Source organism: Weizmannia sp. FSL K6-3076, from assembly GCF_038007245.1.
Classification (GTDB): domain Bacteria; phylum Bacillota; class Bacilli; order Bacillales; family Bacillaceae_C; genus Weizmannia; species Weizmannia faecalis.
The window spans coordinates 2266425-2293134 of record NZ_JBBOWU010000001.1 but is presented as its reverse complement, the minus strand read 5'-3'; the positions used below and the strand labels follow the sequence as shown (position 1 = coordinate 2293134).

At 49.1% G+C, this 26710-nt stretch carries 23 protein-coding genes, 20 tRNA genes, 1 rRNA gene and 1 riboswitch; of the genes, 32 read left to right on the top strand and 12 right to left on the bottom strand.

Annotated elements, in window-relative coordinates; genetic code table 11:
• Positions 1 to 79 precede the first annotated feature (79 nt).
• From rrf to NSS95_RS10890, 21 genes are all read left to right on the top strand, one after another.
• Positions 80 to 195, top strand: a 5S ribosomal RNA gene (gene rrf, locus NSS95_RS10990).
• 8 nt (positions 196 to 203) lie between these two features.
• Positions 204 to 276 (top strand) — tRNA-Val (locus tag NSS95_RS10985).
• A 166-nt stretch (positions 277 to 442) separates the two neighbouring features.
• Positions 443 to 518, top strand: a tRNA-Lys gene (locus NSS95_RS10980).
• A gap of 6 nt (positions 519 to 524) precedes the next feature.
• Positions 525 to 606 (top strand) — tRNA-Leu (locus NSS95_RS10975).
• 15 nt (positions 607 to 621) lie between these two features.
• Positions 622 to 696 (top strand) — tRNA-Gly (locus NSS95_RS10970).
• A 9-nt stretch (positions 697 to 705) separates the two neighbouring features.
• Positions 706 to 791 (top strand) — tRNA-Leu (locus NSS95_RS10965).
• 17 nt (positions 792 to 808) lie between these two features.
• A tRNA-Arg gene (locus NSS95_RS10960) sits at positions 809 to 882 on the top strand.
• A 13-nt stretch (positions 883 to 895) separates the two neighbouring features.
• Positions 896 to 972, top strand: a tRNA-Pro gene (locus tag NSS95_RS10955).
• A gap of 13 nt (positions 973 to 985) precedes the next feature.
• Positions 986 to 1061 (top strand) — tRNA-Ala (locus NSS95_RS10950).
• 24 nt (positions 1062 to 1085) lie between these two features.
• Positions 1086 to 1159 (top strand) — tRNA-Met (locus NSS95_RS10945).
• 15 nt (positions 1160 to 1174) lie between these two features.
• Positions 1175 to 1251, top strand: a tRNA-Ile gene (locus tag NSS95_RS10940).
• A gap of 18 nt (positions 1252 to 1269) precedes the next feature.
• Positions 1270 to 1362, top strand: a tRNA-Ser gene (locus NSS95_RS10935).
• A gap of 17 nt (positions 1363 to 1379) precedes the next feature.
• Positions 1380 to 1453: transfer RNA gene (locus NSS95_RS10930), tRNA-Met, on the top strand.
• A 2-nt stretch (positions 1454 to 1455) separates the two neighbouring features.
• A tRNA-Asp gene (locus NSS95_RS10925) sits at positions 1456 to 1528 on the top strand.
• 8 nt (positions 1529 to 1536) lie between these two features.
• Positions 1537 to 1612 (top strand) — tRNA-Phe (locus NSS95_RS10920).
• 23 nt (positions 1613 to 1635) lie between these two features.
• Positions 1636 to 1708, top strand: a tRNA-His gene (locus tag NSS95_RS10915).
• Between the two features lie 7 nt (positions 1709 to 1715).
• Positions 1716 to 1789, top strand: a tRNA-Gly gene (locus tag NSS95_RS10910).
• A gap of 4 nt (positions 1790 to 1793) precedes the next feature.
• A tRNA-Ile gene (locus tag NSS95_RS10905) sits at positions 1794 to 1867 on the top strand.
• A 5-nt stretch (positions 1868 to 1872) separates the two neighbouring features.
• Positions 1873 to 1947 (top strand) — tRNA-Asn (locus NSS95_RS10900).
• Between the two features lie 3 nt (positions 1948 to 1950).
• Positions 1951 to 2042: transfer RNA gene (locus NSS95_RS10895), tRNA-Ser, on the top strand.
• 5 nt (positions 2043 to 2047) lie between these two features.
• Positions 2048 to 2119 (top strand) — tRNA-Glu (locus NSS95_RS10890).
• Positions 2120 to 2283: 164 nt separating this feature from the next.
• Here NSS95_RS10890 and NSS95_RS10885 read toward each other — a convergent pair.
• Complete coding sequence (locus NSS95_RS10885) at positions 2284 to 3207, bottom strand: 1,4-dihydroxy-2-naphthoate polyprenyltransferase (protein WP_035183998.1); 924 nt, start codon at positions 3205 to 3207, stop codon at positions 2284 to 2286.
• A 265-nt stretch (positions 3208 to 3472) separates the two neighbouring features.
• Between NSS95_RS10885 and NSS95_RS10880 the strand changes: the two genes are divergently transcribed.
• The 6 genes from NSS95_RS10880 to menC all read left to right on the top strand — a co-directional run bounded on the left by NSS95_RS10880 (position 3473) and on the right by menC (position 11345).
• Positions 3473 to 4807 (top strand): isochorismate synthase, encoded by a 1335-nt coding sequence (locus tag NSS95_RS10880; protein WP_061565856.1) that lies wholly within the window; start codon positions 3473 to 3475, stop codon positions 4805 to 4807.
• 1 nt (position 4808) lies between these two features.
• Entirely contained in the window at positions 4809 to 6554 is a 1746-nt protein-coding gene (gene menD, locus NSS95_RS10875) for a 2-succinyl-5-enolpyruvyl-6-hydroxy-3-cyclohexene-1-carboxylic-acid synthase (protein WP_035183995.1), read from the top strand.
• On the top strand, positions 6551 to 7354 hold the full coding sequence (gene menH, locus NSS95_RS10870) for a 2-succinyl-6-hydroxy-2,4-cyclohexadiene-1-carboxylate synthase (RefSeq protein WP_061577841.1): 804 nt from the start codon (positions 6551 to 6553) through the stop codon (positions 7352 to 7354). The genes menD and menH overlap by 4 nt, the downstream gene beginning before the upstream one ends.
• Before the next feature lie 40 nt (positions 7355 to 7394).
• Positions 7395 to 8213, top strand: a complete 819-nt coding sequence (menB, locus tag NSS95_RS10865) for a 1,4-dihydroxy-2-naphthoyl-CoA synthase (protein WP_026684902.1) — start codon at positions 7395 to 7397, stop codon at positions 8211 to 8213.
• Positions 8214 to 8790: 577 nt separating this feature from the next.
• A complete protein-coding gene (locus NSS95_RS10860) occupies positions 8791 to 10245 on the top strand; it encodes an o-succinylbenzoate--CoA ligase (protein WP_035188985.1) in 1455 nt (484 codons plus the stop codon).
• Positions 10242 to 11345: an o-succinylbenzoate synthase gene (gene menC, locus NSS95_RS10855; RefSeq protein ID WP_328229092.1), complete on the top strand. Its 1104-nt coding sequence runs from the start codon at positions 10242 to 10244 to the stop codon at positions 11343 to 11345. Before NSS95_RS10860 ends, menC begins: the two co-directional genes overlap by 4 nt.
• A 328-nt stretch (positions 11346 to 11673) precedes the next feature.
• On the opposite strand, the gene NSS95_RS10850 is transcribed toward menC, so the two are convergent.
• From NSS95_RS10850 to yidD, 4 genes are all read right to left on the bottom strand, one after another.
• Entirely contained in the window at positions 11674 to 11832 is a 159-nt protein-coding gene (locus NSS95_RS10850) for a DUF1540 domain-containing protein (protein ID WP_014097641.1), read from the bottom strand.
• Between the two features lie 61 nt (positions 11833 to 11893).
• Positions 11894 to 12784 carry a metal ABC transporter solute-binding protein, Zn/Mn family gene (locus NSS95_RS10845; RefSeq protein ID WP_017551860.1) on the bottom strand — a complete coding sequence of 297 codons (891 nt, stop codon included), beginning with the start codon at positions 12782 to 12784 and terminating at the stop codon, positions 11894 to 11896.
• 119 nt (positions 12785 to 12903) lie between these two features.
• A complete protein-coding gene (locus NSS95_RS10840; RefSeq protein WP_014097643.1) occupies positions 12904 to 13023 on the bottom strand; it encodes a DUF4021 domain-containing protein in 120 nt (39 codons plus the stop codon).
• Between the two features lie 100 nt (positions 13024 to 13123).
• Positions 13124 to 13360 carry a membrane protein insertion efficiency factor YidD gene (gene yidD, locus NSS95_RS10835; protein ID WP_017551859.1) on the bottom strand — a complete coding sequence of 79 codons (237 nt, stop codon included), beginning with the start codon at positions 13358 to 13360 and terminating at the stop codon, positions 13124 to 13126.
• Between the two features lie 116 nt (positions 13361 to 13476).
• Between yidD and NSS95_RS10830 the strand changes: the two genes are divergently transcribed.
• Positions 13477 to 13926 carry a Dps family protein gene (locus tag NSS95_RS10830; RefSeq protein WP_017551858.1) on the top strand — a complete coding sequence of 150 codons (450 nt, stop codon included), beginning with the start codon at positions 13477 to 13479 and terminating at the stop codon, positions 13924 to 13926.
• Positions 13927 to 13998: 72 nt separating this feature from the next.
• Here NSS95_RS10830 and NSS95_RS10825 read toward each other — a convergent pair whose 3' ends face one another.
• On the bottom strand, positions 13999 to 14247 hold the full coding sequence (locus NSS95_RS10825) for a DUF6154 family protein (protein WP_013860030.1): 249 nt from the start codon (positions 14245 to 14247) through the stop codon (positions 13999 to 14001).
• A gap of 168 nt (positions 14248 to 14415) precedes the next feature.
• On the opposite strand from NSS95_RS10825, the gene ytkD reads away from it, so the two are divergent.
• On the top strand, positions 14416 to 14880 hold the full coding sequence (ytkD, locus tag NSS95_RS10820) for an RNA deprotection pyrophosphohydrolase (RefSeq protein WP_211061992.1): 465 nt from the start codon (positions 14416 to 14418) through the stop codon (positions 14878 to 14880).
• Positions 14881 to 15360: 480 nt separating this feature from the next.
• Here the strand turns inward: ytkD and NSS95_RS10815 are convergent, their stop codons facing one another.
• The 5 genes from NSS95_RS10815 to gntK all read right to left on the bottom strand — a co-directional run bounded on the left by NSS95_RS10815 (position 15361) and on the right by gntK (position 21950).
• Positions 15361 to 16167 (bottom strand): ABC transporter permease, encoded by an 807-nt coding sequence (locus NSS95_RS10815; RefSeq protein WP_211061993.1) that lies wholly within the window; start codon positions 16165 to 16167, stop codon positions 15361 to 15363.
• A complete protein-coding gene (locus tag NSS95_RS10810) occupies positions 16154 to 16924 on the bottom strand; it encodes an ABC transporter ATP-binding protein (RefSeq protein WP_035188994.1) in 771 nt (256 codons plus the stop codon). The genes NSS95_RS10815 and NSS95_RS10810 overlap by 14 nt, the downstream gene beginning before the upstream one ends.
• A 39-nt stretch (positions 16925 to 16963) precedes the next feature.
• Positions 16964 to 17971 carry an ABC transporter substrate-binding protein gene (locus tag NSS95_RS10805; RefSeq protein ID WP_035188995.1) on the bottom strand — a complete coding sequence of 336 codons (1008 nt, stop codon included), beginning with the start codon at positions 17969 to 17971 and terminating at the stop codon, positions 16964 to 16966.
• Between the two features lie 462 nt (positions 17972 to 18433).
• Positions 18434 to 19609, bottom strand: a complete 1176-nt coding sequence (locus NSS95_RS10800) for an IS256 family transposase (protein WP_017551449.1) — start codon at positions 19607 to 19609, stop codon at positions 18434 to 18436.
• A gap of 805 nt (positions 19610 to 20414) precedes the next feature.
• Complete coding sequence (gntK, locus tag NSS95_RS10795) at positions 20415 to 21950, bottom strand: gluconokinase (protein ID WP_035183973.1); 1536 nt, start codon at positions 21948 to 21950, stop codon at positions 20415 to 20417.
• A gap of 215 nt (positions 21951 to 22165) precedes the next feature.
• Here gntK and NSS95_RS10790 point away from each other — a divergent pair, with 215 nt between their 5' ends.
• The 3 genes from NSS95_RS10790 (at position 22166) to NSS95_RS10780 (ending at position 24640) form a co-directional block, all read left to right on the top strand.
• Positions 22166 to 22708: a flavodoxin family protein gene (locus tag NSS95_RS10790; protein ID WP_035183970.1), complete on the top strand. Its 543-nt coding sequence runs from the start codon at positions 22166 to 22168 to the stop codon at positions 22706 to 22708.
• A gap of 15 nt (positions 22709 to 22723) precedes the next feature.
• Positions 22724 to 23767 carry a DUF2584 family protein gene (locus NSS95_RS10785; protein WP_225620990.1) on the top strand — a complete coding sequence of 348 codons (1044 nt, stop codon included), beginning with the start codon at positions 22724 to 22726 and terminating at the stop codon, positions 23765 to 23767.
• A gap of 483 nt (positions 23768 to 24250) precedes the next feature.
• Entirely contained in the window at positions 24251 to 24640 is a 390-nt protein-coding gene (locus tag NSS95_RS10780) for a DNA mismatch repair protein MutT (RefSeq protein ID WP_014097652.1), read from the top strand.
• Positions 24641 to 24790: 150 nt separating this feature from the next.
• On the opposite strand, the gene pckA is transcribed toward NSS95_RS10780, so the two are convergent.
• Positions 24791 to 26380 (bottom strand): phosphoenolpyruvate carboxykinase (ATP), encoded by a 1590-nt coding sequence (gene pckA, locus NSS95_RS10775; RefSeq protein WP_017550244.1) that lies wholly within the window; start codon positions 26378 to 26380, stop codon positions 24791 to 24793.
• Between the two features lie 170 nt (positions 26381 to 26550).
• A riboswitch (SAM riboswitch) is annotated at positions 26551 to 26699 on the top strand.
• Positions 26700 to 26710 lie beyond the last annotated feature (11 nt).

Genomic DNA, 26710 nt, shown 5'->3' with positions numbered 1-26710 from the left:
CAAAGTTAAAAACGCGTTCTCAGTTTACAGTTTTTTCTCCCATCCGGTTTTCAGGGAACACATCCCAAAATTATACAGGTCCGGTGATGATGGCGGAAAGGTCACACCCGAACACATCCCGAACTCGGAAGTTAAGCTTTCCAGCGCCGATGGTAGTTGGGGGTCTCCCCCTGCGAGAGTAGGACGTTGCCGGGCCATAATACGGAGGATTAGCTCAGCTGGGAGAGCGTCTGCCTTACAAGCAGAGGGTCGGCGGTTCGATCCCGTCATCCTCCATTTTTATGCCGTTCCGATTCAGGTGCAATCGGCTTCCATCGGAAGGTTGGGAATACTGGCTTGTGACCGGCATCATACTTCCCGGGAATCCTAAAAATAGATATGTACATATTTAACCCAATATAGTATAATTCTCTTTGTGACAAGTAATGTCATTATCGGATATGAGCCATTAGCTCAGTTGGTAGAGCATCTGACTTTTAATCAGAGGGTCGCAGGTTCGAATCCTGCATGGCTCACCATTTATCGCGGGTGTGGCGGAATTGGCAGACGCACCAGACTTAGGATCTGGCGCCGTAAGGCGTGGGGGTTCGACTCCCTTCACCCGCACTGTTTACATGATACGCGGAAGTAGTTCAGTGGTAGAACATCACCTTGCCAAGGTGGGGGTCGCGGGTTCGAATCCCGTCTTCCGCTCCATTTTATCCCGCCGGGGTGGCGGAATTGGCAGACGCACAGGACTTAAAATCCTGCGGTAGGTGACTACCGTACCGGTTCGACTCCGGTCCTCGGCATCAGTACCATGACAAATGCGCCCATAGCTCAATTGGATAGAGCGTTTGACTACGGATCAAAAGGTTAGGGGTTCGACTCCTCTTGGGCGCGCTTATTCCTGTTTCGGGAAGTAGCTCAGCTTGGCAGAGCACATGGTTAGGGACCATGGGGTCGCAGGTTCAAATCCTGTCTTCCCGACCATGAAGATCATAACGGGGCCTTAGCTCAGCTGGGAGAGCGCCTGCTTTGCACGCAGGAGGTCAGCGGTTCGATCCCGCTAGGCTCCACCAATCCACCAAACAGAGTCAAATAACGGCGGCGTAGCTCAGCTGGCTAGAGCGTACGGTTCATACCCGTGAGGTCGGGGGTTCGATCCCCTCCGCCGCTATATTTTGTATATATCGGACCTTTAGCTCAGCTGGTTAGAGCAGACGGCTCATAACCGTCCGGTCGTAGGTTCGAGTCCTACAAGGTCCACCATTTTTTATTTTTTCATACGGAGGAATACCCAAGTCTGGCTGAAGGGATCGGTCTTGAAAACCGACAGGCGGGTTACACCGCGCGGGGGTTCGAATCCCTCTTCCTCCGCCATTTCATTATTTTATCATCGCGGGGTGGAGCAGTCTGGTAGCTCGTCGGGCTCATAACCCGAAGGTCACAGGTTCAAATCCTGCCCCCGCAATTGGTCCCGTGGTGTAGCGGTTATCACGCCTGCCTGTCACGCAGGAGATCGCGGGTTCGATTCCCGTCGGGACCGCTTGTTTTGGCTCGGTAGCTCAGTCGGTAGAGCAAAGGACTGAAAATCCTTGTGTCGGCGGTTCGATTCCGTCCCGAGCCACCATTGGTTTCAATGAAAAATATATGGCGGTTGTGGCGAAGTGGTTAACGCACCGGATTGTGGCTCCGGCATTCATGGGTTCGATTCCCATCATCCGCCCTTTGCTGCGGGTGTAGTTTAGTGGTAAAACCACAGCCTTCCAAGCTGTTGTCGTGGGTTCGATTCCCATCACCCGCTCCACTTTGGGCCTATAGCTCAGCTGGTTAGAGCGCACGCCTGATAAGCGTGAGGTCGATGGTTCAAGTCCATTTAGGCCCATATATTCCGCAGTAGCTCAGTGGTAGAGCAATCGGCTGTTAACCGATCGGTCGTAGGTTCGAATCCTACCTGCGGAGCCATATGGAGAAGTACTCAAGTGGCTGAAGAGGCGCCCCTGCTAAGGGTGTAGGTCGCGATTAGCGGCGCGAGGGTTCAAATCCCTCCTTCTCCGCCATTTTTGGCCCGTTGGTCAAGCGGTTAAGACACCGCCCTTTCACGGCGGTAACACGGGTTCGAATCCCGTACGGGTCATACTGGTCACGAAGCTGTTCCGGAAACTTCCGGAGCAGCTTTTTTTGCGCGTTTTTTCACTTCTGCAAACCTCTTCAGGACTTCACCCAGGCTACGGGTCCGTTAAAGTATGATAGAAAAAACGCAAAAACAAACGGCGGAGTGTTACACTCCGCCGTTTGTTTTTAAATAAAATGATCGATCAAAAAGCTGATGGATAAAAGCACCCCGAAAATGGTGTTTGTCTGTGCGGTTGCTTTCATAGCAGGCAGCATTTGCAACGGTTCACTTTTTCCAATAAAGCCTTTAATGGCCCGGACCGGTTTCGGTGTGCTGACGAAAACGAGCAATACCCACGGGGTTACAACACCGAACAAAACGAGCCCGGCCATCCAGAGATAGGAAAGGGCAAACATTGCGGCCAGAAGCAGGATGGCTCCTTTCCGGCCGAGCAGAATGGCGATCGTTTTTCTGCCATTTGCTTTATCGCCGTCCAGATCGCGGATATTATTCGACAGCATAATGGCACCGATTAAAATCATAATCGGAATCGAAATAAATACAATCGGCCATGTGATCGTTTTTGTCTGGATAAAAAACGATATTAATATAATAATTACACCCATAAAAAAGCCGGAAATCAGTTCGCCAAGCGGCGTTGATGAAATTGGAAAAGGCCCTGCAGTGTAAAGATAAGCAACAAGCATGCAGACAGTGCCGATTACAGCAATCCACCAGGAACTTTGCGAGCAAATGTAAACGCCGATCAGCATGGCTGCACCGAAAAAAGCAAAGGCGAGGTGGAGCACCGTTTTCGGTTTGATGCCGTTTCTGACAATTGCCCCGCCGATCCCGACGGAATGCTCGGTATCAAGGCCGCGTTTGTAATCGTAATATTCATTAAACATATTGGTTGCTGCCTGAATTAACAGGGTTGCAACCAGCATTGCAGCAAACAGCAGCAGATTGATGCGGGCAATGCCCAAAGCCAGTACTGTCCCGAGAATGACAGGCACAAAACCGGCCGTTAAAGTATGGGGCCGTGTTAATTGCCACCAGATCCGCCAGCCTTTGTCAGGGCCGATTGCTGGAGAAGATTGCGCATTCATCTTCTTACTCTCCTTTTATGCTATTCTTATATAAATATGGCGAAATTAGTACATTTAAAGTTTAGGGAAATCAGGCCCATGTGTCAATGTATTTGGTTGGCAATCTTATTTTAAGCCGTTTTGCTGAATTTAACCGGCAAATTTTATATAATAGATGAGGTATGTTCATAAAAATGTTAAGTTTTCATATGAAAACTGTGATAGATGGCCCGGCAAAAAGTAAGAGAGGTTTGGAGGAGATCTTTTGGCTAATGAGGATATATTAATGAAAGAAAAAACGGCGCCGGCATTAAAACTGGTAAGCAAAGTCATAAAATGCCGCACTGCACCGGATCCGCTCCGCCTTTTTACAGCGGGTGCCGCGCATTTTTACGGCAGCCGGTTTTTCTGGCAGGATGCCGATCGCGAAACCGTATTTGTCGGTTTTGGCTGCGTATGGTCATGTACGGTCACAGCCTCTGACGGTTTTGCCCAAATGGAAGACGAATGGCGAAATTTGAAGGGGGCGGGCGAAGTTTATTCGGGAACCGGTGAAACGGGAACAGGGCCTGTGCTTTTCGGCGGTTTTGCGTTTGACGGGACGGTTGCAAAGCAGGAATGGAAAACATTTGGCCAAGGCATTTTCCGCGTGCCGCAAATTCTTTTTACGTTTAAAAAAGATGCCGTCTTTCTTACGGTAAACGGATGCGGCGGAACAGAGAGCGTGCAGGAAGCGGAGGAAACCGCGCGAACCCTTTTAAACGGCAGTACAGCTTTCCTCCCTGCACTTCCGCTTTTAAAAGCTGTAAAGGAAATCGGTTCGGACGAATGGAAAAAAAGTGTCGCAACAGCCGTGGAGTTTATCCGGGAAGGGAGAATGGACAAAGTTGTCCTGGCAAGAAAACTGGAACTTGCTTTTGACGGTGTGGCGAGCCCGGATGCGGTGCTTGCAGCGCTTTCCGCCCAGCAGCATGACAGCTATTTATTTGTGCTGGAAGAAGGCAGTGAAAGTTTTATCGGGGCTTCGCCGGAAAGGCTGGTGAAAAAAACGGGCCGGCATATTTTATCGACGTGTCTTGCCGGTTCGATCAAACGCGGCCGCAATGAGGCGGAGGATTTGGAACTTGGAAAAGCGCTGCTTTCGGATCAGAAAAATTTAAGCGAGCATGGTTTTGTCGTATCCATGATTCGGCAGGTGCTTGAACCTTTTTGCAACGGGCTGAATGTGCCGGATGAGCCTGTGTTGATGCGGATGCGCGATATCCAGCATCTTTACACCCCGGTTACCGGGACAGTGAAGGACAAGGACACCACCCTTTTTCAATTGGTCAAAGCGCTCCATCCGACGCCAGCACTTGGCGGTATTCCGCGGCAGCCGGCCATGGAAGCAATCCGGCTTCTTGAAAAAATGGACCGCGGTTTATACGGCGCGCCGATCGGCTGGGTGGATTACAGGGGAAGCGGCGAATTTTGCGTCGGCATCCGCTCCGGGCTGTTAAAGGAGGATCGTGCATCCCTTTATGCCGGATGCGGTGTCGTCAAGGAATCGGAACCTGAAGAAGAATATAAAGAAACAAGCGTCAAATTTACCCCGATGCTGCGCGCTTTAGGAGGCAAATAGAGTGGAACACCAGGAGATCATGACAACTTATTTGGCAGCTTTTATCCGGCAGTTGTCCGCGATGGGGATCCGCTATGCGGTGGTAAGCCCCGGGTCAAGGTCGACGCCGATTGCGATGTTGTTAGCGGAACATCCGGATTTTCAAATTTACATGGATATTGATGAACGGTCAGCCGCTTTTTTTGCGCTCGGGCTTGCAAAAGAAAAACGCAAACCGGTTGTGCTTTTATGTACGTCTGGCACAGCTGCCGCCAACTATTATCCGGCGGTTGCGGAAGCCAATATTTCACGCGTGCCGCTTATTGTGCTGACGGCAGACCGGCCGCATGAACTGCGCAATGTCGGTGCCCCGCAGGCCATTGACCAGATCCGGCTGTACGGCACCCATGTCAAATGGTTTGAGGAGATGCCGCTTCCGGAAGCAGAAGAAGAAGTGCTTCAATTTGTTCGGCAGACGGCGGCCAGGGCAGTTGTGACGGCGCTTCAGCAGCCAGCGGGTCCCGTGCATCTTAATTTTCCGTTGCGCGAGCCGCTTGTTCCGGTTCTTAAGCCGTCTCCTTTTGCCGGCGAAGTACCGGTGCCGGCCATTGAAAATTTTTCCGGCACCCTGCGACTTTCAGAAGAAACGGTTGAAATTGTGGCAAAAGAGATCCGGGAAAAGGACCGCGGCCTGATCATTTGCGGGCCGATTGATATTCCCGGCTTTGCGGAGGCGGTTGTGGCGCTCAGCGAAAAAACGGGTTACCCGGTGCTGGCCGATCCACTGTCACAACTGCGAAGCGGCCGGCACGGGAAAGAAAGGATCATTGAAAATTATGATTCCTTACTAAAAGATCCGAAATGGGCCGGCCGCCTTGCACCGAATGTTGTGATTCGCTTCGGTGCCATGCCCGTTTCCAAACCGCTGACCCTATTGCTAAAAAAAGTAAAAACAGCTGCCCATTATATCGTTGACGGCGGAAACGGCTGGCGCGATCCCGTGAAGCGGGGGACAACGGTTGTTTATTCGGATGAAATTGATTTCTGTAAAAAATTGTCAAATATAATTGTAATGAACCCGGTTTCGGAATGGTTCACCATGTGGGAAAAATTGAATCAACAGGCGCGGCAGATTGTTACGGCTTCGCTGGAGGTGGAAAAAACCTTTGATGAAGGAAAAACGGTAACCGAACTTGCTGCTGCTTTGCCGGACGGCAGCACCCTTTTTGTCGGCAACAGCATGCCGATCCGGGATGTCGATACATTTTTTCAGGCAACAGATAAAAAGATCCGCATTCTGGCAAACCGGGGCGCGAACGGCATTGACGGCGTTGTGTCCAGTGCAACCGGCGTGAGCGCGGGATGCGGCAAAGCCTTTTTGCTGATCGGCGACTTGTCCTTTTTCCATGATTTAAACGGCCTGCTGATGACGAAAATGCATAAGCTCAATCTTTGTGTGATTTTGATCAATAATAATGGTGGGGGCATTTTTTCTTTCCTACCCCAGGCGGATGAACCGGAAAAATTTGAGCAGCTGTTCGGCACGCCGACGGACCTCGCGTTTGAATATGCGGTTAAAATGTATGGCGGGAGCTACATCCAGCCGCAAAACTGGGATCAATTCCGGGCGGCGCTTTCCGAATATAAAGGCGGGCTACAGGTGATTGAAGTGCGGACAAACCGGGCGAAAAATGTCGAAACCCACCGGAAAATCTGGTCACAAGTTTCCCGGGAAATGGAACGTTATTTTCAAGGTGAGCAACAATGAGAATTAACGGATTGGAATATCATGTAGAAACGGCGGGTGACGGGGAACCGTTGCTGTTGCTTCACGGTTTTACAGGAAATGGTAATACCTGGAATGATACGGTTTCCATACTTCGGGACGAATTCCGCTGCATTGTGGTGGATATCATCGGCCACGGCAAAACCGAAAAACCAGATGATCCCGGCCGCTATGACATTACAAAAGCCGCCGCTGATTTGCGTGCGGTGCTTCTGGCGCTTGGCATCCGGCGGGCGTCTGTTCTCGGCTATTCGATGGGCGGGAGGCTGGCGCTTACGTTTGCCGTCCAGTACCCGCAAATGGTGGACAAACTTGTACTGGAAAGCGCGTCTCCCGGTTTGAAAACGGAAGCGGAACGGCTGGCGCGGCGAGAACGGGATGAACAGCTGGCGGAACGGATTTTGACCGGAGGCATGGAAGCATTTGTCAGCCATTGGGAAAATCTACCGCTGTTTGCATCACAGAAACAGCTGCCGGCTGAGGTGCAGAGAAAAATCCGCAAACAGCGCCTCGAAAATGACCCGTCTGGTTTGGCGAACAGCCTGCGCGGCATGGGGACAGGCGCGCAGCCATCATGGTGGGAAAGACTTTCTGAACTTCATTTCCCCGTCTTACTTGCAGCTGGCGAATGGGATGCCAAGTTTTGCCGCATTGCCGGAGAGATGGAGGAGCGGCTCCCGCATGCCAAAAAAATCATTTTTTCGCATGCCGGCCATGCAATTCATGTGGAAGATCCGAAAAAGTTTGGTACAATGGTAAAGGGATTTTTAAAAAATTGTTGATAAATTGTCGTAAAATGTACATAAAAAAGGAGGAATCATCATGGCAGTTGAATGGAAAACTGAGCATGAGTATGAAGATATTTTATACGAATCCTATAACGGCATTGCCAAGATTACGATTAACCGTCCCCATGTGCGCAATGCTTTCCGGCCGGAAACGGTAACCGAGATGTATGATGCGTTTTCCCGGGCGCGCGATGACGCCAATATCGGGGTCATTATTTTAACCGGTATGGGGGAAAAGGCATTTTGTTCCGGTGGCGACCAAAAAGTGCGCGGCAATGGCGGTTATGTTGGCAGCGACAATATTCCGCGCCTGAACGTGCTTGATCTGCAGCATTTGATCCGTGTGATCCCGAAACCGGTCATCGCCATGGTAGCAGGCTATGCGATCGGCGGCGGGCATGTGCTGCATGTGGTTTGTGATTTGACGATTGCGGCCGACAATGCCATTTTCGGCCAGACCGGTCCTAAAGTTGGCAGCTTCGACGGTGGTTATGGCGCAGGTTATCTTGCAAGGATCGTCGGTCATAAAAAAGCGCGTGAAATCTGGTATCTGTGTCGCCAGTACAATGCGCAGGAAGCGTTAGAAATGGGGCTTGTCAACGCAGTCGTGCCGTACGAAAAATTGGAAGAAGAAACGATCAAATGGGCGGAGGAAATCCTTGAGAAAAGCCCAATGGCGATCCGTTTCCTGAAAGCCGCGTTTAATGCTGATACGGACGGGCTTGCCGGCCTCCAGCAATTTGCGGGCGATGCAACCCTTTTGTATTACACAACGGACGAAGCAAAAGAAGGCCGCGATGCATTCAAGGAAAAACGCAAACCGGACTTCGGTCAATTCCCGCGTTTCCCGTGATTGGAAAATGGGCTGTCTCAACTGAGGCAGCCTGAATTTTTTCACGGGGAAATTTTTGCTATGTGGTCCATGATTCAAAAAGGCAATTCTGCAAGTGGCTGAGATGTTCCTTAGCGTGGTTCAAAAAGACGTTTTGACTAATGACAAAGTGCAAATTGTCCTTTAGAGAGGTTCAAAAGGACAATTTAGGGAAAGCCGAAGAGCAAATTGTCTTTTACAGGGATTCAAAAGGACATTTCGGCAACTGACAAAGGTCAAATTGTCTTTTAGCGTGTTCCAAAAGGACAATTCAGGGAGAGACAAAAAGCAAAATGTCCTTTAGAAGGGTTCAAAAGGACAATTCAGGTAGAAACGAAGCGTAAACTGTCCTTTACAGGGATTCAAAAGGACATTTCAGGGAGAAACAAAGCACAAATTGTCCTTTAAAGAGGTTCAAAAGGACAATTCCGCAAGTAAAGAAGCCCGTAATGTCCTTTAAGGCGCTTTTAAAAGACGATTTTGCATTGGACAGGGATAACCTGTCCTGTTGAAAAAGCAAAAGTGGCATGTCCAAAATAGATTTTTACCAGGTGATGTTATGCTACCCAATTTTTTAAAACAGCGCGCGTATTTAACGCCGAACCGGATTGCGCTCATCAGTCAAGGTACAAGCCTGACGTTTGCCGGGCTGTACGAAAAGGCGAAAGAAACGGCGCGGAAGCTGTCCGGCTGCGGCATGCAGGCGGAAGATACGGCAGCGGTCCTTTTAAACAGCCGCGCGGAAACGGCGGTCATTCTCCATGCGCTGCAGCAGCTCCGTGTCCGCACCCTTTTTCTTAACCACCGTTTAACGCCGGCGGAAATGCAGTACCAGCTCACCGACAGCGGGGCGAAATGGCTGATTACGGAAAAATCGTTCCGGGAAAAAGCAGAAGTGTTAAACGAAACAGCAACAGTGATCCAAAGCGAAGCGCTTGACGATTTGCCGGCTGCAGGATACGAAGAACGTGCGGAGTTTGCATTCGAGGATGTCTGCTCGATCATGTACACATCCGGCACAACCGGCAAACCAAAAGGCGTCCTGCAAACATACGGCAACCACTGGTGGAGCGCCGCCGGTTCTGCACTCAATCTCGGCGTGCGGGAGGACGATACGTGGCTGTGCGCAGTGCCGCTTTTTCATATCAGCGGTTTTTCGATCCTGATGCGCTCTGTTTTTTATGGTATGACGGTTTATTTAATGGAAAAATTCGATGAAAAAGAGACGGCCAAACTGCTGAAGTCCGGCCGCATTACAACGATGTCGGTTGTGACCAACATGCTGCAGCGTTTGCTTCGTGAACTCGGACAAGAGCGCCTTCATCCGAACTTCCGCTGCCTCCTGCTTGGCGGGGGGCCGGCGCCGCGCCCGCTGCTTGAAGCGTGTGCCGAAAAGAATATTCCGGTTTTCCAGTCATACGGCATGACCGAAACGGCTTCACAAACCGTGACACTTGCGCCGGAAGACAGCCTGCGAAAAATCGGGTCAGCGGGGAAACCGTTATTCCCGGCGCAAATCCGGATCGTTTCCGATGGCAAAGTGTGCGGTCCGTTTGAGCACGGAGAAATTGCTGTAAAAGGGCCGAACGTGACAATCGGTTATCTGAACCGCCCGGATGCAAACCAGAAAAGTTTCCGGGACGGCTGGTTTTTCACCGGCGATATCGGTTATCTGGATGATGAAGGCTTTTTATACGTACTGGACCGGCGCTCCGATCTGATCATCTCCGGCGGCGAAAATATTTATCCCGCTGAAATTGAAGAGGTGCTCCTTGCCCATCCGGATATTCTTGAAGCCGGGGTTATCGGCGTGGAGGATGAGAAATGGGGCCAGGTGCCGGCTGCGTTTATTGTCACAAAAAGGGCAGTCCAGGAAAGGGAGCTGCAGGCTTTTTGCGAAACGCGGCTCGCAAAATTTAAAATCCCGAAAAAAGTGTATGCCGTTCCCGCGCTGCCGCGGAATGCATCGAATAAGTTGGTGCGCAGGAAACTGCTGGAGCTGCTGCCGTCATGATCGGGATTGAAAAAGTAACGCTTTCTGTGATCAAAATGCCGCTTAAGTCTCCATTTGAAAATGCGCTCGAAAAAGTAACGGAGCGGGAAGCGATCCTGCTTGAGGTGACAGACAATGACGGGGTGACCGGTTTCGGGGAAGCTGTTGCATTTTCAACCCCCTGGTATACAGAAGAGACGGTGCAGACATGCTTTCACATGCTGAAAGATGTACTCGTCCCGCTTCTTCGGGAAAAGCCGGTTGCACACCCAAAAGAAGTGAGCGGCCGGTTCCAATCCGTCCGGCGCAATCATATGGCAAAAGCAGCAATCGAAACGGCTATATGGGATTTGTATGCGAAAAAGAAGCAAAAGCCGCTTTGGCAGTTAATCGGGGGTGCGCGGGACCATGTGGATGCCGGCGTTGCGGTCGGCAGCCATGATACAGCGGAAGCGCTCCGGCAAATCGCGGCATTTGTTGATGAAGGCTATAAAAGGGTGAAAGTCAAAATCAAGCCCGGCCATGATGAAGCGTTTATCCGCGAAATCCGGCATGCATTTCCTGATCTCGCACTAATGGCAGATGCGAACTCCGCTTACACGCTGGCGGATGCGCCGCGTTTGAAAAGGCTCGACCGGTACGGGCTCCTGATGATTGAGCAGCCACTTGCCGCCGATGATATTGTGGAGCACGCGGTCTTGCAAAAGCAGCTGGAGACGCCGGTTTGTCTGGATGAAAGCATCGTAACGTACCATGATGCGGAAAGCGCGCTCCGGCTCGGCAGCTTCCGGGTGCTCAATATTAAAATCGGGCGGGTCGGCGGGCTTTATCCGGCGATCCGGCTGCATGACCTTTGTGCATCCCGCGGCATTCCGGTCTGGTGCGGCGGCATGATTGAATTTGGCGTATCGCGCGCCTTTAACCTCGCACTCGCCTCTTTGCCGGGCTTTACGATTCCGGGCGATATTTCTTCATCCAGCCGGTTCTGGGAAAAAGATATTATTGAGCCGGAAATCACGGTGGAAAACGGACAAATCCGCCTGCCGGACAGACCGGGAACCGGGTTTGAGATCGACCGCGCCTATGTGGAAAAAATCCGGACATATACCGAAACGATATGAAAAAACTGCCGCACAAGACGGCAGTTTTTTCATGAAAACATCGAATCAAATGTCTTATAAGTGAAATCCCGCTCGAGTTTCGATTTTACATATGAAATCGATCTTCACGCCGGGACAAACGATGTTTTTTGTGAAATCACGCTTGATTTTTTCATAAAACATGGATTTTAGTTTTCACACCTGGACAATCGATGTTTTTTCGTGAAAACATCGATTCAAACGTCACTTGAGTTTCGATTTCACAAATGAAATTAGCCCACACGGCTGACGCTCGAGGCTTTTTTTCATTCAAATGTTTTATAAATGGAATGACCCTTCACGCCAATTTTCATGAAAACATCGATTCAAACGTTTTACAATCGGTTTCCCGCTGGTTTTCAGCCTGGGTTCCTGTATGGCTCACGATGTAAATTTCTTCGGCAGAACAAAGATTGCCTTCCTCCCAGAACACACAGTTCCTGACTTCGCATAACACATCTTTTGCCATCCGGACACCCTCCCTTAAAACATGTCGTACGTTTCTAGTTTTTGCAGCGTGCGGCAAACCATTACTGTAAAGCTTTTTCCAATGCTTTTAAATTGTCGTCCATCAAAGTAAAGTAATCTTTATGCGCTTTGATTTCTGCGTTCGTTCGGACGCCGAGATGGTGGATGTAAACCGCTTTTGTATTCGTTTCCTGTTGAACCACTTCCGCGATTTTGGAAGGCACATTTTTTTCAAACACGATGTAGGAAATATGGTCTTGTTTTACTTTCTGGATGATGTTTTCCAGCTGTTTTTGTGACGGTTCATCCGAAGTGGAGAGCCCGGCAATCGGAATTTGTTTGATGCCATATCGTTTTACCCAGTAGCCGTATGCCGCATGGGAAACGACAAGTTCTTTGTTGTCTGACTTTTCAACTGCCTGTTTGTATGCCGCATTGACTTGATCCAGTTTCTTTGCGAGTTGTGCGTAATTTTTCTTGAAATACGTTTTTTGCTTCGGCATTTTTTTCGAAAGTTGTGTTGTAATCATGCCGGCCATTTGCTTGACGTAAATTGGGTCGAGCCAGACATGCGGATCGGCCTTCGTACTTGTTTTATCCGGAACAGGAAGCCGGTCCCCGAGCGCCATCATTTTCACATTCTGGCCTTCGAGCACTTGTTTTGCCTTGTTCGCAAAACCTTCAAGCCCGAGCCCAATGTAAAAGAAAAAGTCGGAATCAGCGAGCTTCAGGATATCTTTCTGTGACGGTTCGTATGTATGTTCATCCGTGCCCGGCGGATAAATCGTTTTAACCGACACATACTTCCCGCCGATTTGCTGTGTAACGTATTCCAGTGGATAGACGGTGGTATAGACCGAAATTTTATGATCCTGCTTGCTTTCCTGTTTGTTTGCACATGCCGTAACAAATAGCATGGTAAAAGCGAGCAGTACGGGAAAAAGTTTTTTCAAAGCGGACGATTCCTTTCTTTTTTAATTCGTAATGATTACGATTTACTCACAAAAAATATATTACTAAACTCCGCTTCATATGGCAAGAAAAATTTTTAAGGGACAGCAAATGCTGCCCCTTAATCTTTTTTGTCTTCTTCTTCGGTTTCAAGCATACCGTAATCGCCGTTTATGGCCTGTTCGTCGGGATCAGCGCCGAAATCGCCGCTCTTTTTTTGCTGCTCTTTTTTCTCTTCCATAAAAAACACCTCCACCTGTAGCGTTTTCCGGAAATGGGAAACGTATACGGAGGAGGGGTTGTTTTTTCATCGGTACGGCGGAGTAGCAACCGAATGGTGTTCAATGTTTTTTCACTGGCCACTGGTCCGGAACGGGATCGTACCCGCCGGCATGGAATGGGTGGCATTTTAAAATTCTTCTGATTGCCAGGTAGCCGCCGCGTAGTGCGCCAAACCGTTTTACCGCTTCAAGCCCGTAATTCGAGCAGGTCGGCTGAAACCGGCAGCTTGGCGGGAACAGCGGGGAAATCGCAAGTTGATAAAAACGGATCAATTTAATAAAAATGAACTTCACCATCGATCTGCCCCTTTCTTCGTTTATTTTAGCATGTTTTCAAAAAAGATGTGCAACATATGATTGGGTGTTTGAAGGCCCGGGAAAAGGGTACAAACAAAGCAGGAGGTTGATGAAACATGGCAGAAAACGAACAATTGATGGAAATCTTAAATAAGCAGGTTGCCAACTGGACAGTGCTTTATACAAAATTGCACAACTACCATTGGTATGTGAAGGGACCGAATTTTTTAAGCCTTCACGCTAAATTTGAGGAATTGTACAATCTTGCAAATGACTATCTCGATGAACTGGCTGAACGTCTTCTCGCTTTAAACGGCAATCCGGTAGCGACATTGAAAGGAAGCCTTGAATTGTCATCGGTACAGGAAGCAAGCGGCAATGAGAGCACGGAGGAAATGGTACAGGCGACTGCCAATGACTTTGCGATGATCGCGAAAGAATTGGAGGAAGCGATCGGGCTTGCCAACAGGATTGGCGATGACGCAACCGCCGACATGTTTATCAACATCCAGGAAACGCTCGATAAAAACATTTGGATGCTGAACGCCTTTCTTGGAAGACGGTAACGCAAAAGTGGGAGGTCAAATGGAGCCGGCCCCCGCTATAAAGGCTGTCCCGCCAAAGCGGAACAGCCTTTATTACTGCAAATATTTTGTTGTCGGGTAAGCATCAAAGCCTGCGTAATCGGAAAATTTATCTTTCAGTGTCTCCAGTATGTATAATCCGATAAAATGTTCCAGTTCGGCCGTGCTCATTTCGCGCACAATCCCAAGCAGGTCTTTCCGGTTGTAATTTTCGACGACCGCTGCAGAAATGGCGTCCAAATCTTCTTCATCCCCCGTCAGCCGGTCCCGGTACAGCTCAAATAATTCATCGACTAGCCTCATGCCGTCTCCTCCTTTATTCATTTCTTATTCACTATCCGCAATGGAGCCCTTTTAAACATTTTATGATTATTTTCACGCGATGTACCTCGAAAAATGCAACGGGTTTCAAGAAAAATTTCGCCAATTTTTGCACCCGGTTGCCGTATAATGAAGAACAGGAGGGATTTGATGTATCGGTTTACAGATTTGAACGGCAATCCAGTTACATTTATTTTTGAAAAAAATGCTTTTCCTATAGAGCCGCAGCATGTGCTTGTGCTCGCCCGGTACCGTGGAAACTGGCTTTTGACAAGGCATCCGAAGCGGGGGCTCGAATTTCCGGGCGGAAAAAGGGAAGCGGGCGAGACGGTCCGAGAAGCGGCTGAACGCGAGCTGTATGAAGAAACGGGCGGCATTCCGGAAAACCTTCAATATATCGGGGAATACTGCGTCGATGATCAGGTGCGCGGGCCGTTTGTGAAGGCGGTTTTTTACGCGGACATCGGCCGGCTTGAAACCAAACACGACTATTTGGAAACGGATGGACCTGTGCTTGTGGAAGGCGATCTTGTTGAAAAATTGCAGTCCTCGTCATTCAGTTTTCTCATGAAAGACGGGGTTGTCGAAACCGCTCTCAAACACGTCGAAAAGTAAGAAAAAGCAGCAGGAAGTTTCTCGGGTTAAACTGAAATCTCGGAAACGTTGAGATTTCGGGGGGGATCGGGGCCTTTTTTAACATAGCGTGAATTTCGGTGAAGGTATCCGTATCTTCACATAGGGCGCGTCTATGTTAAGGAAGCGTGAAAAAAAGAAAATGTTTCTTAACATAGGATGCGTCTACGTTAAGGAAGCGTGAAAAAAAGAAGGTGTTTCTTCACATAGAGGGAGTCTACGTTAAGGAAGCATGGAAAAAAGAAGATGTTCCTTAACCTAGAGCACGTCTACGTTAAGGAAACATGGAAAAAAGAAGATGTTCCTTAACATAGAGGCCGTCTACTTTAAGGAAGCGTGAAAAAAAGAAGGAGTTTCTTAACCTAGAGCGCGTCTCCGTTAAGATACACCGGCAAAAATGGCCGCTTCCTTCATATAGAGCGCGTCTACGCTAAGATGCTATACCAGAACAGCTTACCTGCCTCATCTGTCTTTTACCAGCTTTTTCTCCAGCCAGCCGACAAGCTGGTACATCATGGTTGCCACAATGGCAATCAGGATCATCGAAAGCATGACGAGCGTAAAATTAAACACTTGGAAACCATAGATGATCATGTAGCCGAGCCCTTTTGAAGATACGAGATACTCGCCGACAATGACCCCGACCCATGCAAGCCCGACATTGACTTTCAACGTGGAAATAATCACAGGAATCGATGCCGGGAAAATGGCTTCCCGGAATACTTGCAAGCGGGAGGCGCCGAACGAGTGCAGCACTTTCGTGTAATTCGGGTCGACATCCCGGAACGCCGTATAAATCACAATCGTCGTCACAATGACGGAGATAATGACGCCCATGGCAACAATAGAAGAAAATCCCGGGCCCATGCTGACAATTAAAATCGGCCCGAGCGCTACTTTCGGCATGGCGTTCAGGACGACGAGATACGGGTCAAGAATCTTCGATAAAAACGGCGACCACCAAAGAACGGCGGCAAGTGCCGCGCCGAGCACAGTCCCGAGGATAAAGCCCATGACGGTTTCAAAAACGGTGATTCCCAAATGGACGTAAAGCGAGCCGTCTTCTAACTTTGCCACCAATAACGCCCACACTTTGGACGGGGAGCTGAAAATCAACGGGTCAATCCAATGCAGGCGGCTCGCCACTTCCCAAAGGCAGAAAAAGACAATTAAAATGAAAAGCTGGAAAAAGCGGACCCGGCGTTTTTCTTTGCGCATCGCGGCGAGGTAATCTTCATGCCGGAGCGCCGTACTTTCAGCTGTTTTCAAGGGACTCCAGCTCCTTCCATATGTCATTAAAAAGTTTGAAATAAATTTTTTGGCTTCGCGCTTCAAACGGGCGGAGGTGGCGCAGCTCTGCTGGCACGTCAAAAATTTTATAGAGCCTGCCGGGTTTTGATGCCAATAGCAGGATCCGGTCGCTCATCGCAATGGCTTCACCGATATCGTGCGTGACAAGCACCGCTGTTTTATGGAATTGCTTCAGCGTGTCAAATACCAGGTCCTCCAGTTTTAATTTTGTCTGAAAATCAAGGGCGGAAAACGGTTCATCCAGCAGCAGGATTTTCGGATCGACCGCGAGCGTCCGCACAAGTGCCGCCCGCTGCCGCATTCCTCCCGAAAGTTGGCGCGGGTATTGCTTTTCAGTGCCGGCAAGGCCGATCGTTTGTAAAAGCCCGAGTGCATGTTTTCTTGACTCCGGATTCAGCCGTTTTTCCAATTTCAGCCCGATCATGATGTTTTCTTCAATTGTTTTCCAAGGAAACAAATAGTCCTGCTGAAGCATATAGCCGATGGAAGATTGCCGGGAACCTGGTAGTTTCCCGTCAATCTGCACAATCCCCGCAGTCGGTTGCAGAAGCCCTGCAAGAATCGAAAGCAGCGTTGTTTTTCCGCAGCCGCTCGGGCCCAAAAGCGAGACAAACTCGCCCTCTTCCATTTGAAACGAAATGTTTTCAAGCGCCTTTGTGGCCTGTTTTGCCGTAAAATAGGTGTGATTGACGTTTTGTACGGTCAAAAAATGCATATGTGCTGCCCGCCTGAAGAGGGGCGCACCCCCTTTCCGTTATTTTGCCTTTTTCACAATCGATGCGTTTACCAGTTTGTCGTACGGCACGGTATGGTCGAGTTCTCCGGCTTCTTTCATGATGTCCTGGATCGTGTTCCAGCCGCTTTTGGTTAAAATCATATCGCTGCTGAACGAGCCTTGGCTGCGGTACCGTTCAATGGAGGAGGCGAGCATATCGGTTTTCGTGTCTTTAAAATAAGGCTGAACCGTTTTTGCGACCGTTTCCGCATCGGTTTCTTGCACCCATTTTCCGGCCTTTAGCAGGGCGCGGACAAATTTCACCGCTGTTTTTTCATGCTCTTTCAAATAGCTTTGCTTTGCCATGAAGGTCGTGTACGGCACTTTTCCGGACTCTTTGCCGAAAGAAGCCACAATATAACCCTTTCCTTCTTTTTCCATTGTGGATGCGGTCGGTTCAAACAGCTGGACAAAATCCCCCGTTCCGGATGCATAAGCATTAGCGACATTGGCAAAATCGATGTTTTGGATCAGCTTTGTGTCTTTGTGCGGGTCAATACCGTGCTTTTTCAGGACATACTCGCCGACCATTTGCGGCATTCCACCTTTCCTTTGGCCGAGAAAAGTGGTGCCTTTCAGCATATCCCACGAAAAATGGTCGATTTTTTTGCGCGAGACGAGAAATGTTCCGTCTGTCGCCGTCAGCTGCGCGAAATTGATAACCGGGTCTGCCGCTTTTTGTTTGTATACATAGATGGACGTTTCCGATCCGACAAGCGCAATATCGGTTCCCCCTGAAAGCAGGGCAGTCATCGTTTTATCCCCGCCCCATGTGGTGGTCAGCTTAATATCAAGCCCTTCCTCTTTGAAATATCCTTTTTCAAGCGCGACATAAAGCGGAGTGTAAAAGACGGAGCGTGTCACTTCGGCAACCCGTACTTTCTGCAATGCTTTTTTCTTTGAACCGGTACTGCCGCACGCGCTTAAACTGAATGCAAGCAATGCGGCAAGCAGAAGCATGCATCCGGATTTGAGCCACTTTTTCATCATGCAACCTCCTCATTGGGCTTTTTTACAGCCTATGCCGCGGGCGCTGATTGTGTGAACGCCTAATCAATTAAAAATTTATTTTGCCGGGTTAGGGGAAGAGAAGAGAGCTTATGATAAAAACGATGACAGTACTGGAGACCAGCCGGATGCCGGGGCATAGAGGGCGTCTAGGTTAAGAAAGCGAGGAAAATTGACGTCCTTTCTTCACATAGAGTGCATCTACGTTAAGGAAGCGTGGAAAAATGAAGGTCTTCCGTCACATAGAGAGCGTCTACGAGTCAAGTCCAGGTTATTGTGTAAATTTATGGGCAAATGTTTTCAACCACCCCTTCATTTTTTCGGCTTAACTTCCATGGATTTTTTTCTTCATCTCCGGGAAGGGATGTCAAATGCCTTTCAATTTGACATCCCTTCCCGGAGATGAAATCATCCATGATGGAAGTTAAGCTGAAAATGCTGCTAACTATTCTTTCCCATAAGTGACTTCCTCTTCGAGTATTCTGTATCTTGATACTGCATTAAAACGGCACCAACCAAACGAAAAGCAGATTGGGTATTAGGAAAAATGCGAATGACCCTTTCCCTTCTACGAACCTCTTGGTTAAGCCGCTCGAGGGAATTAGTACTCCGTATGTGCATACGGATATTCTCAGGAAAGTTCATGTATTGGATAGTATCTTCAAAACCTTCATCTAAAATGGCCAGGGCTTTTTCAAATCTTGCTTCTGTACCAAATTTGTTTATTAATTCATCTTTAAACTTGCGTATGTCCTCAATCGTAACGGCCTCAAACACGCGCTTAATCATCACCCGGATTTCTGCAGTATCTTTTTTGGGCAGTTTTTCAATGATATTGCGTTTAAAATGAACATTGCACCTTTGCCAAGCAGTGCCAATGAATTCCCGTTGTATTGCTTTCTGAAGGCCCATGTGAGCATCGGAAATAACGAGTTTTGGTGATTGGAGTCCACGTGATTTAAGTTGTTTAAAAAATGAACTCCAACTCTCCAAACTTTCTGCATGGTCAACGCTTAAACCCAGTATTTCACGTGTATTCTTCTCTGTAATGGCAGTCGCAATATAAACAGCCTTTGATATGACCTTATGGTGCTCCCGTACTTTTATATACATGGCGTCCACAAACACATAAGGGTAGTAGGTTGTATTCAACGGTCTCTCGGCCCAAGCATTCACAATGGGATCCAGTTTTTGCGTAAGGGAAGAGACAAACGACTTGGATACATTCTTACCGCAAAGCTGTTCTACGACATTTGTGACCTTACGGGTAGAGACGCCATTGATGACCATCTCCAACATTGAAAGGACGAAAGCTTGGTCACATCTGGCATACTTTTCAAATAAGGTAGTTGAGAATTCGCCATTACGTGTCCGGGGAACTTTTAATGTAACATTGCCGATGCTCATCAACAGCTCGCGTTCATAGTAACCGTTCCGGTAATCCCGGCGTTCAACAGCGCGTTCATAAGGGCTCGTTTTTAAATAGTCATCCCTTTCCTTTTCCATAAACTCGTTTAACACGAGGACAACCGCTGATTTAATTACCGCGTCAAGATCGGAAGTCATGATGGCTTCTTTTAAAACATCCAAATTTAGGTTAAACTGTAAGTGAGTCATTTTATCTCCTCTTTTCATTGTTTATCGTCGTTGAAAACAGTGTTGCCAAGAGTTGATAAAATGACTCCTTCTTTTTACACAATTATACGGACTTAATCCGTCTACGTTAAGGAAGCGCGGAAAAATGAAGGTCTTCCGTCACATAGAGAGCGTCTACGTTAAGGAAGTGCGGAAAAATGAAGGTCTTCCGTCACATAGAGAGTATCTACGTTAAGGAAGCGCGGAAAAACGAGGCGCTTCCTTTACATAGAGTGCATTTACGTTAAGGAAGCGTGGAAAAACGAGGCGCTTCCTTCACATAGAGAGCGTCTACGTTAAGGAAGCACGGAAAAACGAAGGCCTTTCTTCACATAGAGAGCGTCTACGTTAAGGAAGAAAGCAAAAACGAGTCTCTTTCTTCACATAGAGAGCGTCTACGTTAAGAAAGTGCGTAAAATTGACGGCCTTCCTTCACATAGGGCGCGTTTCAGGTGCAAGCTTTTCCCTGCATTTTTTATAAATGCCAAAGCTGTCAGCATTCTTGCTAAATCTAGGAATTTTGCTTATTCAGCAATCCCTATTTGCAACCCAGGTCCTTCGCAAATTTTAAAGCGGAATGGTTGTCTTCCATACATTCCCGCACTGTGTCTTTCTAAAGGCAAAGCGGACGAACTGTTTTTGCGAAAACACCACCATTTGCGAATTGGATCTCGCAAAGTGGGCGGCCTAGTTTTACAAAAAACGCCGCCATTTGCAGAATGAACAAAAGCAAATGGCGGCCCTATCAAATCCATGCGTGTCTGTTGTTTTCACCATTACGCGTGCGTTATTTTACCCATTTTCGCTGAAAAGCGGAAATGTTGGTGTATTCCCCTTCAAGCAGGCGGGAGATCCGGATATAAATCGGAAGGATCTCTTCGTATACCGCAGTGTTTTCCGGAATCGGGCGATGGGTGTGTGTGGCGCCGATCCAGTCGGAGACAACCGAGAAGTCATCTATTTCGTCGAGCGCGTACATGCCGAGGACGATCGCCCCGAGGCAGGAGCTTTCAAAACTTTCCGGCACGACGACTTCCTGGTTGAAAATATCAGCGAGCATTTGCCGCCACAAATCGGAGCGGGCAAAGCCACCGGTCGCCTGGATTTTTTTCGGGATGCCGATCATTTCCTGAAGCGCCAGCATGACCGTATAGAGATTATAAATTACGCCTTCCAGCACGGCGCGGACCATATGCTCGCGTTTATGGTGCAGGCCAAGGCCGAAAAACGAGCCCCTTGCATCCGCGTTCCAAATCGGCGCGCGCTCGCCGGCCAGGTACGGATGAAAGATGAGTCCGTCCGATCCCGGGGCAACACGGGCGGCAATTTTCGTCAGCACTTCATACGGATCAATGCCGAGCCGTTTTGCCGTCTCGACTTCGGCTGCGGCCAGTTCATCGCGCACCCACCGGAACGTCATGCCGCCGTTATTGACCGGCCCGCCGACGACCCAGTGGTTTTCCGTTAATGCATAGCAGAAAATCCTTCCCTTTGGATCGGTCACAGGTTTGTCGGTAACGGTCCGGATCGCGCCGCTTGTCCCGATCGTGATCGCGACAACACCGGGGTCGATTGCATTCACACCGAGATTTGAAAGCACCCCGTCACTTGCGCCGACAACAAACGGCGTGTCTTGCGGAATGCCAGTTTCGACCGCATATTCCGGCGCAAGCCCGGTGAGGGAAAAGGTCGTCGGCACAGGTTTTGACAGCTCGTCCGCTGTAATGCCGGCCACATGCAGTGCCTCTTTGTCCCAGTCCAGGTCGTGAAGGTTAAAAAGGCCGGTCGCAGAGGCAAGCGAATAATCGATGACATACTGCCCGAAAAGGTGGTAAAAAATATACTCTTTAATGCCGATAAACTTGAACGTTTTTTTGAACAGCTCCGGTTCCTCGTGGCGGAGCCATGTGATTTTGGAAAGGGGGGACATCGGATGGATAGGGGTGCCGGTCCGCCTGTAAATGTCTTGGCCGTGCCATTCATTCTTTATCTTTTCAGCCCATTTTCTAGCGCGCGCGTCCGCCCAAGTAATGCAGTTGGTTAGCGGTTTTCCGTCTTTGTCCACTGCAATCAAGCTGTGCATCGCGGAACTGAACGAAACAAGTTTTATTTCGGAAGGATCGATGTCGCTTTTTACGATCGCTGTTTTCATCGAGTCAATGACAGCACGGAAAATTTCATCCGGATTTTGCTCGGCGACCTGAGGGGATGGGCTGTAAAGCGGATAGCCTGCATGGTGCATGCTGATGACTTTCCCTTTTTCGCCGAATAAAACAGATTTTGTTGTTGTTGTACCGATATCTACGCCTAAATAATAGGTCATTGAAAGTCAATCTCCTTTATGAACCTGTTGCTTCAAAATGGTTTACAGTTCAGCGTTTTTTTAATTTTTTCCAATACCTTTATTTTAACTGAAACTGGACGGTTTTTAAAAGTTTTTTGGAAAACCGCTGGAATCCGAATTGCTTGACAGACGAAGGCTGCGGCCGACATACTAACATAGAAAGTAAAAGTAAATGGATAAAAGAGGGTACAGCCATGACGATTGCAGTGATTTACGGAAGTTCGCGCCCGCGCGGCAATACAGAGATGCTGACAGAGCGGGCAGTGGAAGGCATGCATGTGGAGCGCTTCTATTTGAAAGATGCGCATATTCTTCCAATTGAAGACAAACGCCATACGGATTCAGGGTTTTCAAAAGTGGAGGATGATTATAGCATTCTCATCCAGCATATTTTCATGTGCGATACGATTATCTTTGCAACGCCGATTTACTGGTACGGGATGTCGGGGCTGATGAAAACCTTCATCGATCGCTGGTCGCAAACATTGCGGGATCCGCAGTTTCCGGATTTTAAAAAAAGAATGGCGGAGAAAAAAATTTATGTGATTGCAGTCGGCGGGGATATGCCACGTGTCAAAGGGCTGCCGCTGATCCAGCAGTTTGCGTATATTTTTGACTTTTTAGGCATGCGTTTTGACGGTTACATTCTTGGAGAGGGCAATAAACCCGGCGATATTGTACAAGATAAAGAGGCAATCTTTGCAGCGGATCAATTAAACGAAACACTGAAAAGGTGATGCAATTTGAAGACCGTGATCGAAAAGCAGCTTTTTCCGTCCCCAAATCCGCGTGTGCGCATGTATCTTGTGACATACTGGTCGGACGGCTTGAAAGTGAAAGGGTTGCTGGCAGAGCCGGATGACGGGCGCGTTTATGACGGGTTTTTATATTTACGCGGCGGCATCAAAAGCGTCGGGATGGTGCGGCCGGCGCGGATCGGCGAGTTTTCGTCGGAAGGGTTTATCGTTTTCGCGCCTTTTTACCGCGGCAACTGGGGCGGGGAAGGCGATGAAGACTTTGGCGGAGACGATATGCATGATGCGTATTTTGGTTTTGACGTATTGATGGAGAATGAGCGGGTGAGCGGGCGTGTCCACGTTTTCGGATTTTCCCGCGGCGGCATCATGGCACTCGGCACCGCGGAAGCACGGCCGGCCGCGTCTATTGTCACATGGGGCGGCGTTTCGGATGTTGCGCTCTGTTATGCGGAACGGGTCGATTTAAGAAAAATGATGAAGCGCGTGATCGGGGGCACGCCGGAAAAATATCCGGAACGGTACCGGGTGCGGACGCCACTGTATAAGCTCGGGCAAATTGGTTGCCCCGTTCTCGTTATCCACGGGGAGAAGGATCAAAATGTGTCCGTGGAACACGCCATTCGTCTCGAACACGGTCTCAAACAGCTTGGAAAATCGGTTGAAACATGGTATTTCCCGGAACTTGGCCACCATTTCCCGCCGCCTGTAAACCGGCGGGTTGTCCATGCTGCCAGCGTTTGGATGAAAAGGCATTCCGCACATGATACAATAGAAGCAACGACGGAGGTGAGCCGAATGGGAATGCCGATGGAACTCGATACGATGCTCGTGACGAACGGAAAAGAAGAGCGTATTGAGCAAAACCTCTTTTTGCTAAAACAACCGGGATACTGCGTGTATCCGCTTGATACGCCGGTTGAAATCCGGAAAAAGAAGGAACACGGGCCGAGCGGAAGCGCTGTCATCCGCAAACTGGAATGGGAAAACAATACAACGATCGTTCACTATGAATTGGTTTCTTTGAACACGCCGAATTAAACAGGCGCCGCACCATGGTCCGCGGCGCCTGTTTAGTTTATCAGGACGGGCGGAAGGGAATTTTACAAGTGTAATGCCTGGCTGGTCTTGCGGAGAACGCCGGAATTCGGCCAAAGGGCAATGCCTTGTGAACGGAACTGAACCAGCTTGCGGGTAGCGCGGAGAAAGAACGGATCCGGCGGGAGTGGTGCCGGAGTATTGGTGAATGGAACTGCTAAAATTTTTCAACTGGGCCTAGACCGGTGTGGACAGGAATATTGGCGAACGCAACACGTCTTGCAAGTGTGCCGCCAGCCTGGTTCTTCGGGATGAAATGGGCAGGATTGAAAATACTAATCGGAAGAGAGGCCGGCTTCTAAAACTGGAAAAGAGAACTGGTCGCAGCGATTTAAAAAGGCTGGCAGCTACTCCCGCCAGAATCGAATACTTGAGGTAAAGGGCCGGCCTTCCGCATTTGCTTGAAAAAGGAGGAGAAGTCCAAAGATGGAAACGGACTACAAAAAAGCTTGCGGCGCATATGCCGTCATTTTTGATGCGAAAAAAGAAAAAGTCGGGGTGGTGCCATCGGGCAGCGGCTACAGGCTGCCGGGTGGGGAAATCAGCCGCGGGGAGTCTGAACTTGCCTGCCTGATGCGGACAGTCGGCGCGGAACTTGAAATCGCGGGCTTTTTAGGCAAAGCGGCACAGGAAACGGGCGCGCGGTCCATGGATGAAGGCCTGTTTTATTTAGGAAAATGGGAACAGCCCCGCAAAGGAAGCCATAACTTGGAATGGCTCAACCTTCACGAGGCTGTGGAAAAAATGGCCGGTGCCCACCATCAATGGGCAGTGCAGGAAGGAATCAGCGCCGTCCAGACAAGCACCTGGTTTTAACTGGGTTTCCGCTTTTGCTTAAATGAGCAGACCCTTGGTACTCGCCGTAACCTTTTGGGTTGCTGCAGCGTTTCCGCTTTTACAGAAATGAGCATACCACAATTTAATTGGAGTCTCATTTTAATTTAAAATGCGGGCTCCCGTTTATGCTTATATAAGCGGGCCGCCGAGTTTTTCAATGTCATCCGGCACCGAAAATTGCCGGAAATTTTCTTTGAACCGGGCTGCAAGTTCGAACGCTTTTTCACGGTAAGCCTGCTTGTCCGTCCATGTATCTGCCGGATAAAGGACGTCATCTGACACCCCTTCAATATGAACCGGGATGTGTAGCCCGAAAATATCATCCTGCCGTGTTTCGGTATCTTTCAGTTTGCCGTTTATCGCAGCCCGGACCATGGCCCGCGTATCGCTTAATTTCATGCGGGAACCGGTTCCGTACGGGCCGCCTGTCCAGCCGGTATTGACAAGAAATACCTGGACGTTGTGCCTGTCAACTTTCTCGCCGAGCATTTCCGCATAAACGGCGGGCTCAAGCGGCAAAAACGGCGCGCCGAAGCAAGTGGAGAACACGGCTTCCGGGCGCGTGACGCCGCGTTCGGTACCGGCCAGTTTAGAAGTGTAACCGCTTAAGAAATGGTACATGGCCTGCTCTTTTGTCAGCCTGCTGATCGGCGGCAGGACACCGGACGCATCGGCCGTTAGGAATATAATGGTTGACGGATGGCCGGCCATGCCGGAGCGGGCAATATTGCCGATGTTTTCAATCGGGTAAGCAGCCCTTGTATTTTCCGTCAGTGCATTGTTGTCATATTGCGGTTTGCGGGACACCGGATCTACGACCACATTTTCAAGTACGGTCCCAAAACGGATCGCCTGGTAAATTTGTGGTTCTTTTTCTTCCGTAAGCCCGATGCACTTTGCATAGCATCCGCCTTCAATATTGAAGACACCGCTGTCGGACCAGCCGTGCTCATCGTCCCCTATAAGTGCGCGCTCCGGATCGGCGGAAAGCGTCGTTTTCCCGGTCCCGGACAAGCCGAAAAACAGGGCCGTATCGCCGTTTTTCCCAGTATTGGCGGAGCAGTGCATGGGAAGGATGCCTTTTTGCGGCAGCAAGTAATTCATGATGGAAAAAATGCTTTTTTTCATTTCGCCTGCATATTCCGTCCCGCCGATCAAAATTATCCGGCGTTCAAGTGAAATCATGATGAACGCTTCGGAATGCGTGCCGTCAAGCGCCGGGTCTGCCTTAAACAGCGGCGCGGAAAGAATCGTAAATTGCGCATCGTGTTGATAGAGCTCCTCCGCATCCGGCCGGATAAACAATTGATGCGCGAATAAATTATGCCAGGCGAACTCATTCACGGTCTGGATCGGAAGGCGGCTTTTTGGATCGGCACCCGCAAAACCTTTAAACACAAAAATTTCGTCTTTCCCTTTTAAATGCCGGACCATTTTTTCATAAAGCCTGTTGAACACGCCGGGAGAAACCGGCTGGTTGATTTTGCCCCAGTCGACACGGTCTTTTGATTCGGAGTCGACGACAATAAATTTATCTTTCGGTGACCTTCCTGTATATTTTCCTGTTGCAGCAGAAATGGCCCCTTCCGTTGTCAGTACAGCTTCTTTCCGTTCGATAATTTTTTCCATTAATTGTGGCACGGAAAGCTGCATGCGTACGTTTTCCCCCGACAACAAAAACTTTAAATCGTCAGAAGCGCCAATCAGATCCATTTTCATAAACCGCCCCTTTGAATAACTTATTTCACTTTAAACGATATCAGTATAACATATTCATCCGTTTATTACATACTTTTTTCCGGGAAAAATGCAGAGGACAAAGGGGAGAAGGGCGAAAAAATCATTGACAGCGCCTGCTAAATTGCGTATGATTTTACTTTGAACGGATACTCTTATCCCGAGCTGGTGGAGGGACGGGCCCGATGAAACCCAGCAACCCGCCTCTGGAACAGGCAATGCGCTCGCAACGCAGCTGCCGCTTGACTTCCAGGCAAAGGTGCTAACCTGCAGCAAGGATTGTTTCCTTGAACGATAAGAGTGAAAGGCGCG

What these genes read in the sequence shown, in the direction of transcription:
- NSS95_RS10885 (WP_035183998.1), bottom strand. Translation starts at nt 3,207, where the DNA reads ATGAATGCGCAATCTTCTCCAGCAATCGGCCCTGACAAAGGCTGGCGG.
- NSS95_RS10880 (WP_061565856.1), top strand. Translation starts at nt 3,473, where the DNA reads ATGAAAGAAAAAACGGCGCCGGCATTAAAACTGGTAAGCAAAGTCATA.
- menH (WP_061577841.1), top strand. Translation starts at nt 6,551, where the DNA reads ATGAGAATTAACGGATTGGAATATCATGTAGAAACGGCGGGTGACGGG.
- menB (WP_026684902.1), top strand. Translation starts at nt 7,395, where the DNA reads ATGGCAGTTGAATGGAAAACTGAGCATGAGTATGAAGATATTTTATAC.
- NSS95_RS10860 (WP_035188985.1), top strand. Translation starts at nt 8,791, where the DNA reads ATGCTACCCAATTTTTTAAAACAGCGCGCGTATTTAACGCCGAACCGG.
- menC (WP_328229092.1), top strand. Translation starts at nt 10,242, where the DNA reads ATGATCGGGATTGAAAAAGTAACGCTTTCTGTGATCAAAATGCCGCTT.
- NSS95_RS10850 (WP_014097641.1), bottom strand. Translation starts at nt 11,832, where the DNA reads ATGGCAAAAGATGTGTTATGCGAAGTCAGGAACTGTGTGTTCTGGGAG.
- NSS95_RS10840 (WP_014097643.1), bottom strand. Translation starts at nt 13,023, where the DNA reads ATGGAAGAGAAAAAAGAGCAGCAAAAAAAGAGCGGCGATTTCGGCGCT.
- yidD (WP_017551859.1), bottom strand. Translation starts at nt 13,360, where the DNA reads ATGGTGAAGTTCATTTTTATTAAATTGATCCGTTTTTATCAACTTGCG.
- NSS95_RS10830 (WP_017551858.1), top strand. Translation starts at nt 13,477, where the DNA reads ATGGCAGAAAACGAACAATTGATGGAAATCTTAAATAAGCAGGTTGCC.
- NSS95_RS10825 (WP_013860030.1), bottom strand. Translation starts at nt 14,247, where the DNA reads ATGAGGCTAGTCGATGAATTATTTGAGCTGTACCGGGACCGGCTGACG.
- ytkD (WP_211061992.1), top strand. Translation starts at nt 14,416, where the DNA reads ATGTATCGGTTTACAGATTTGAACGGCAATCCAGTTACATTTATTTTT.
- NSS95_RS10810 (WP_035188994.1), bottom strand. Translation starts at nt 16,924, where the DNA reads ATGCATTTTTTGACCGTACAAAACGTCAATCACACCTATTTTACGGCA.
- NSS95_RS10805 (WP_035188995.1), bottom strand. Translation starts at nt 17,971, where the DNA reads ATGAAAAAGTGGCTCAAATCCGGATGCATGCTTCTGCTTGCCGCATTG.
- NSS95_RS10800 (WP_017551449.1), bottom strand. Translation starts at nt 19,609, where the DNA reads ATGACTCACTTACAGTTTAACCTAAATTTGGATGTTTTAAAAGAAGCC.
- gntK (WP_035183973.1), bottom strand. Translation starts at nt 21,950, where the DNA reads ATGACCTATTATTTAGGCGTAGATATCGGTACAACAACAACAAAATCT.
- NSS95_RS10790 (WP_035183970.1), top strand. Translation starts at nt 22,166, where the DNA reads ATGACGATTGCAGTGATTTACGGAAGTTCGCGCCCGCGCGGCAATACA.
- NSS95_RS10780 (WP_014097652.1), top strand. Translation starts at nt 24,251, where the DNA reads ATGGAAACGGACTACAAAAAAGCTTGCGGCGCATATGCCGTCATTTTT.
- pckA (WP_017550244.1), bottom strand. Translation starts at nt 26,380, where the DNA reads ATGAAAATGGATCTGATTGGCGCTTCTGACGATTTAAAGTTTTTGTTG.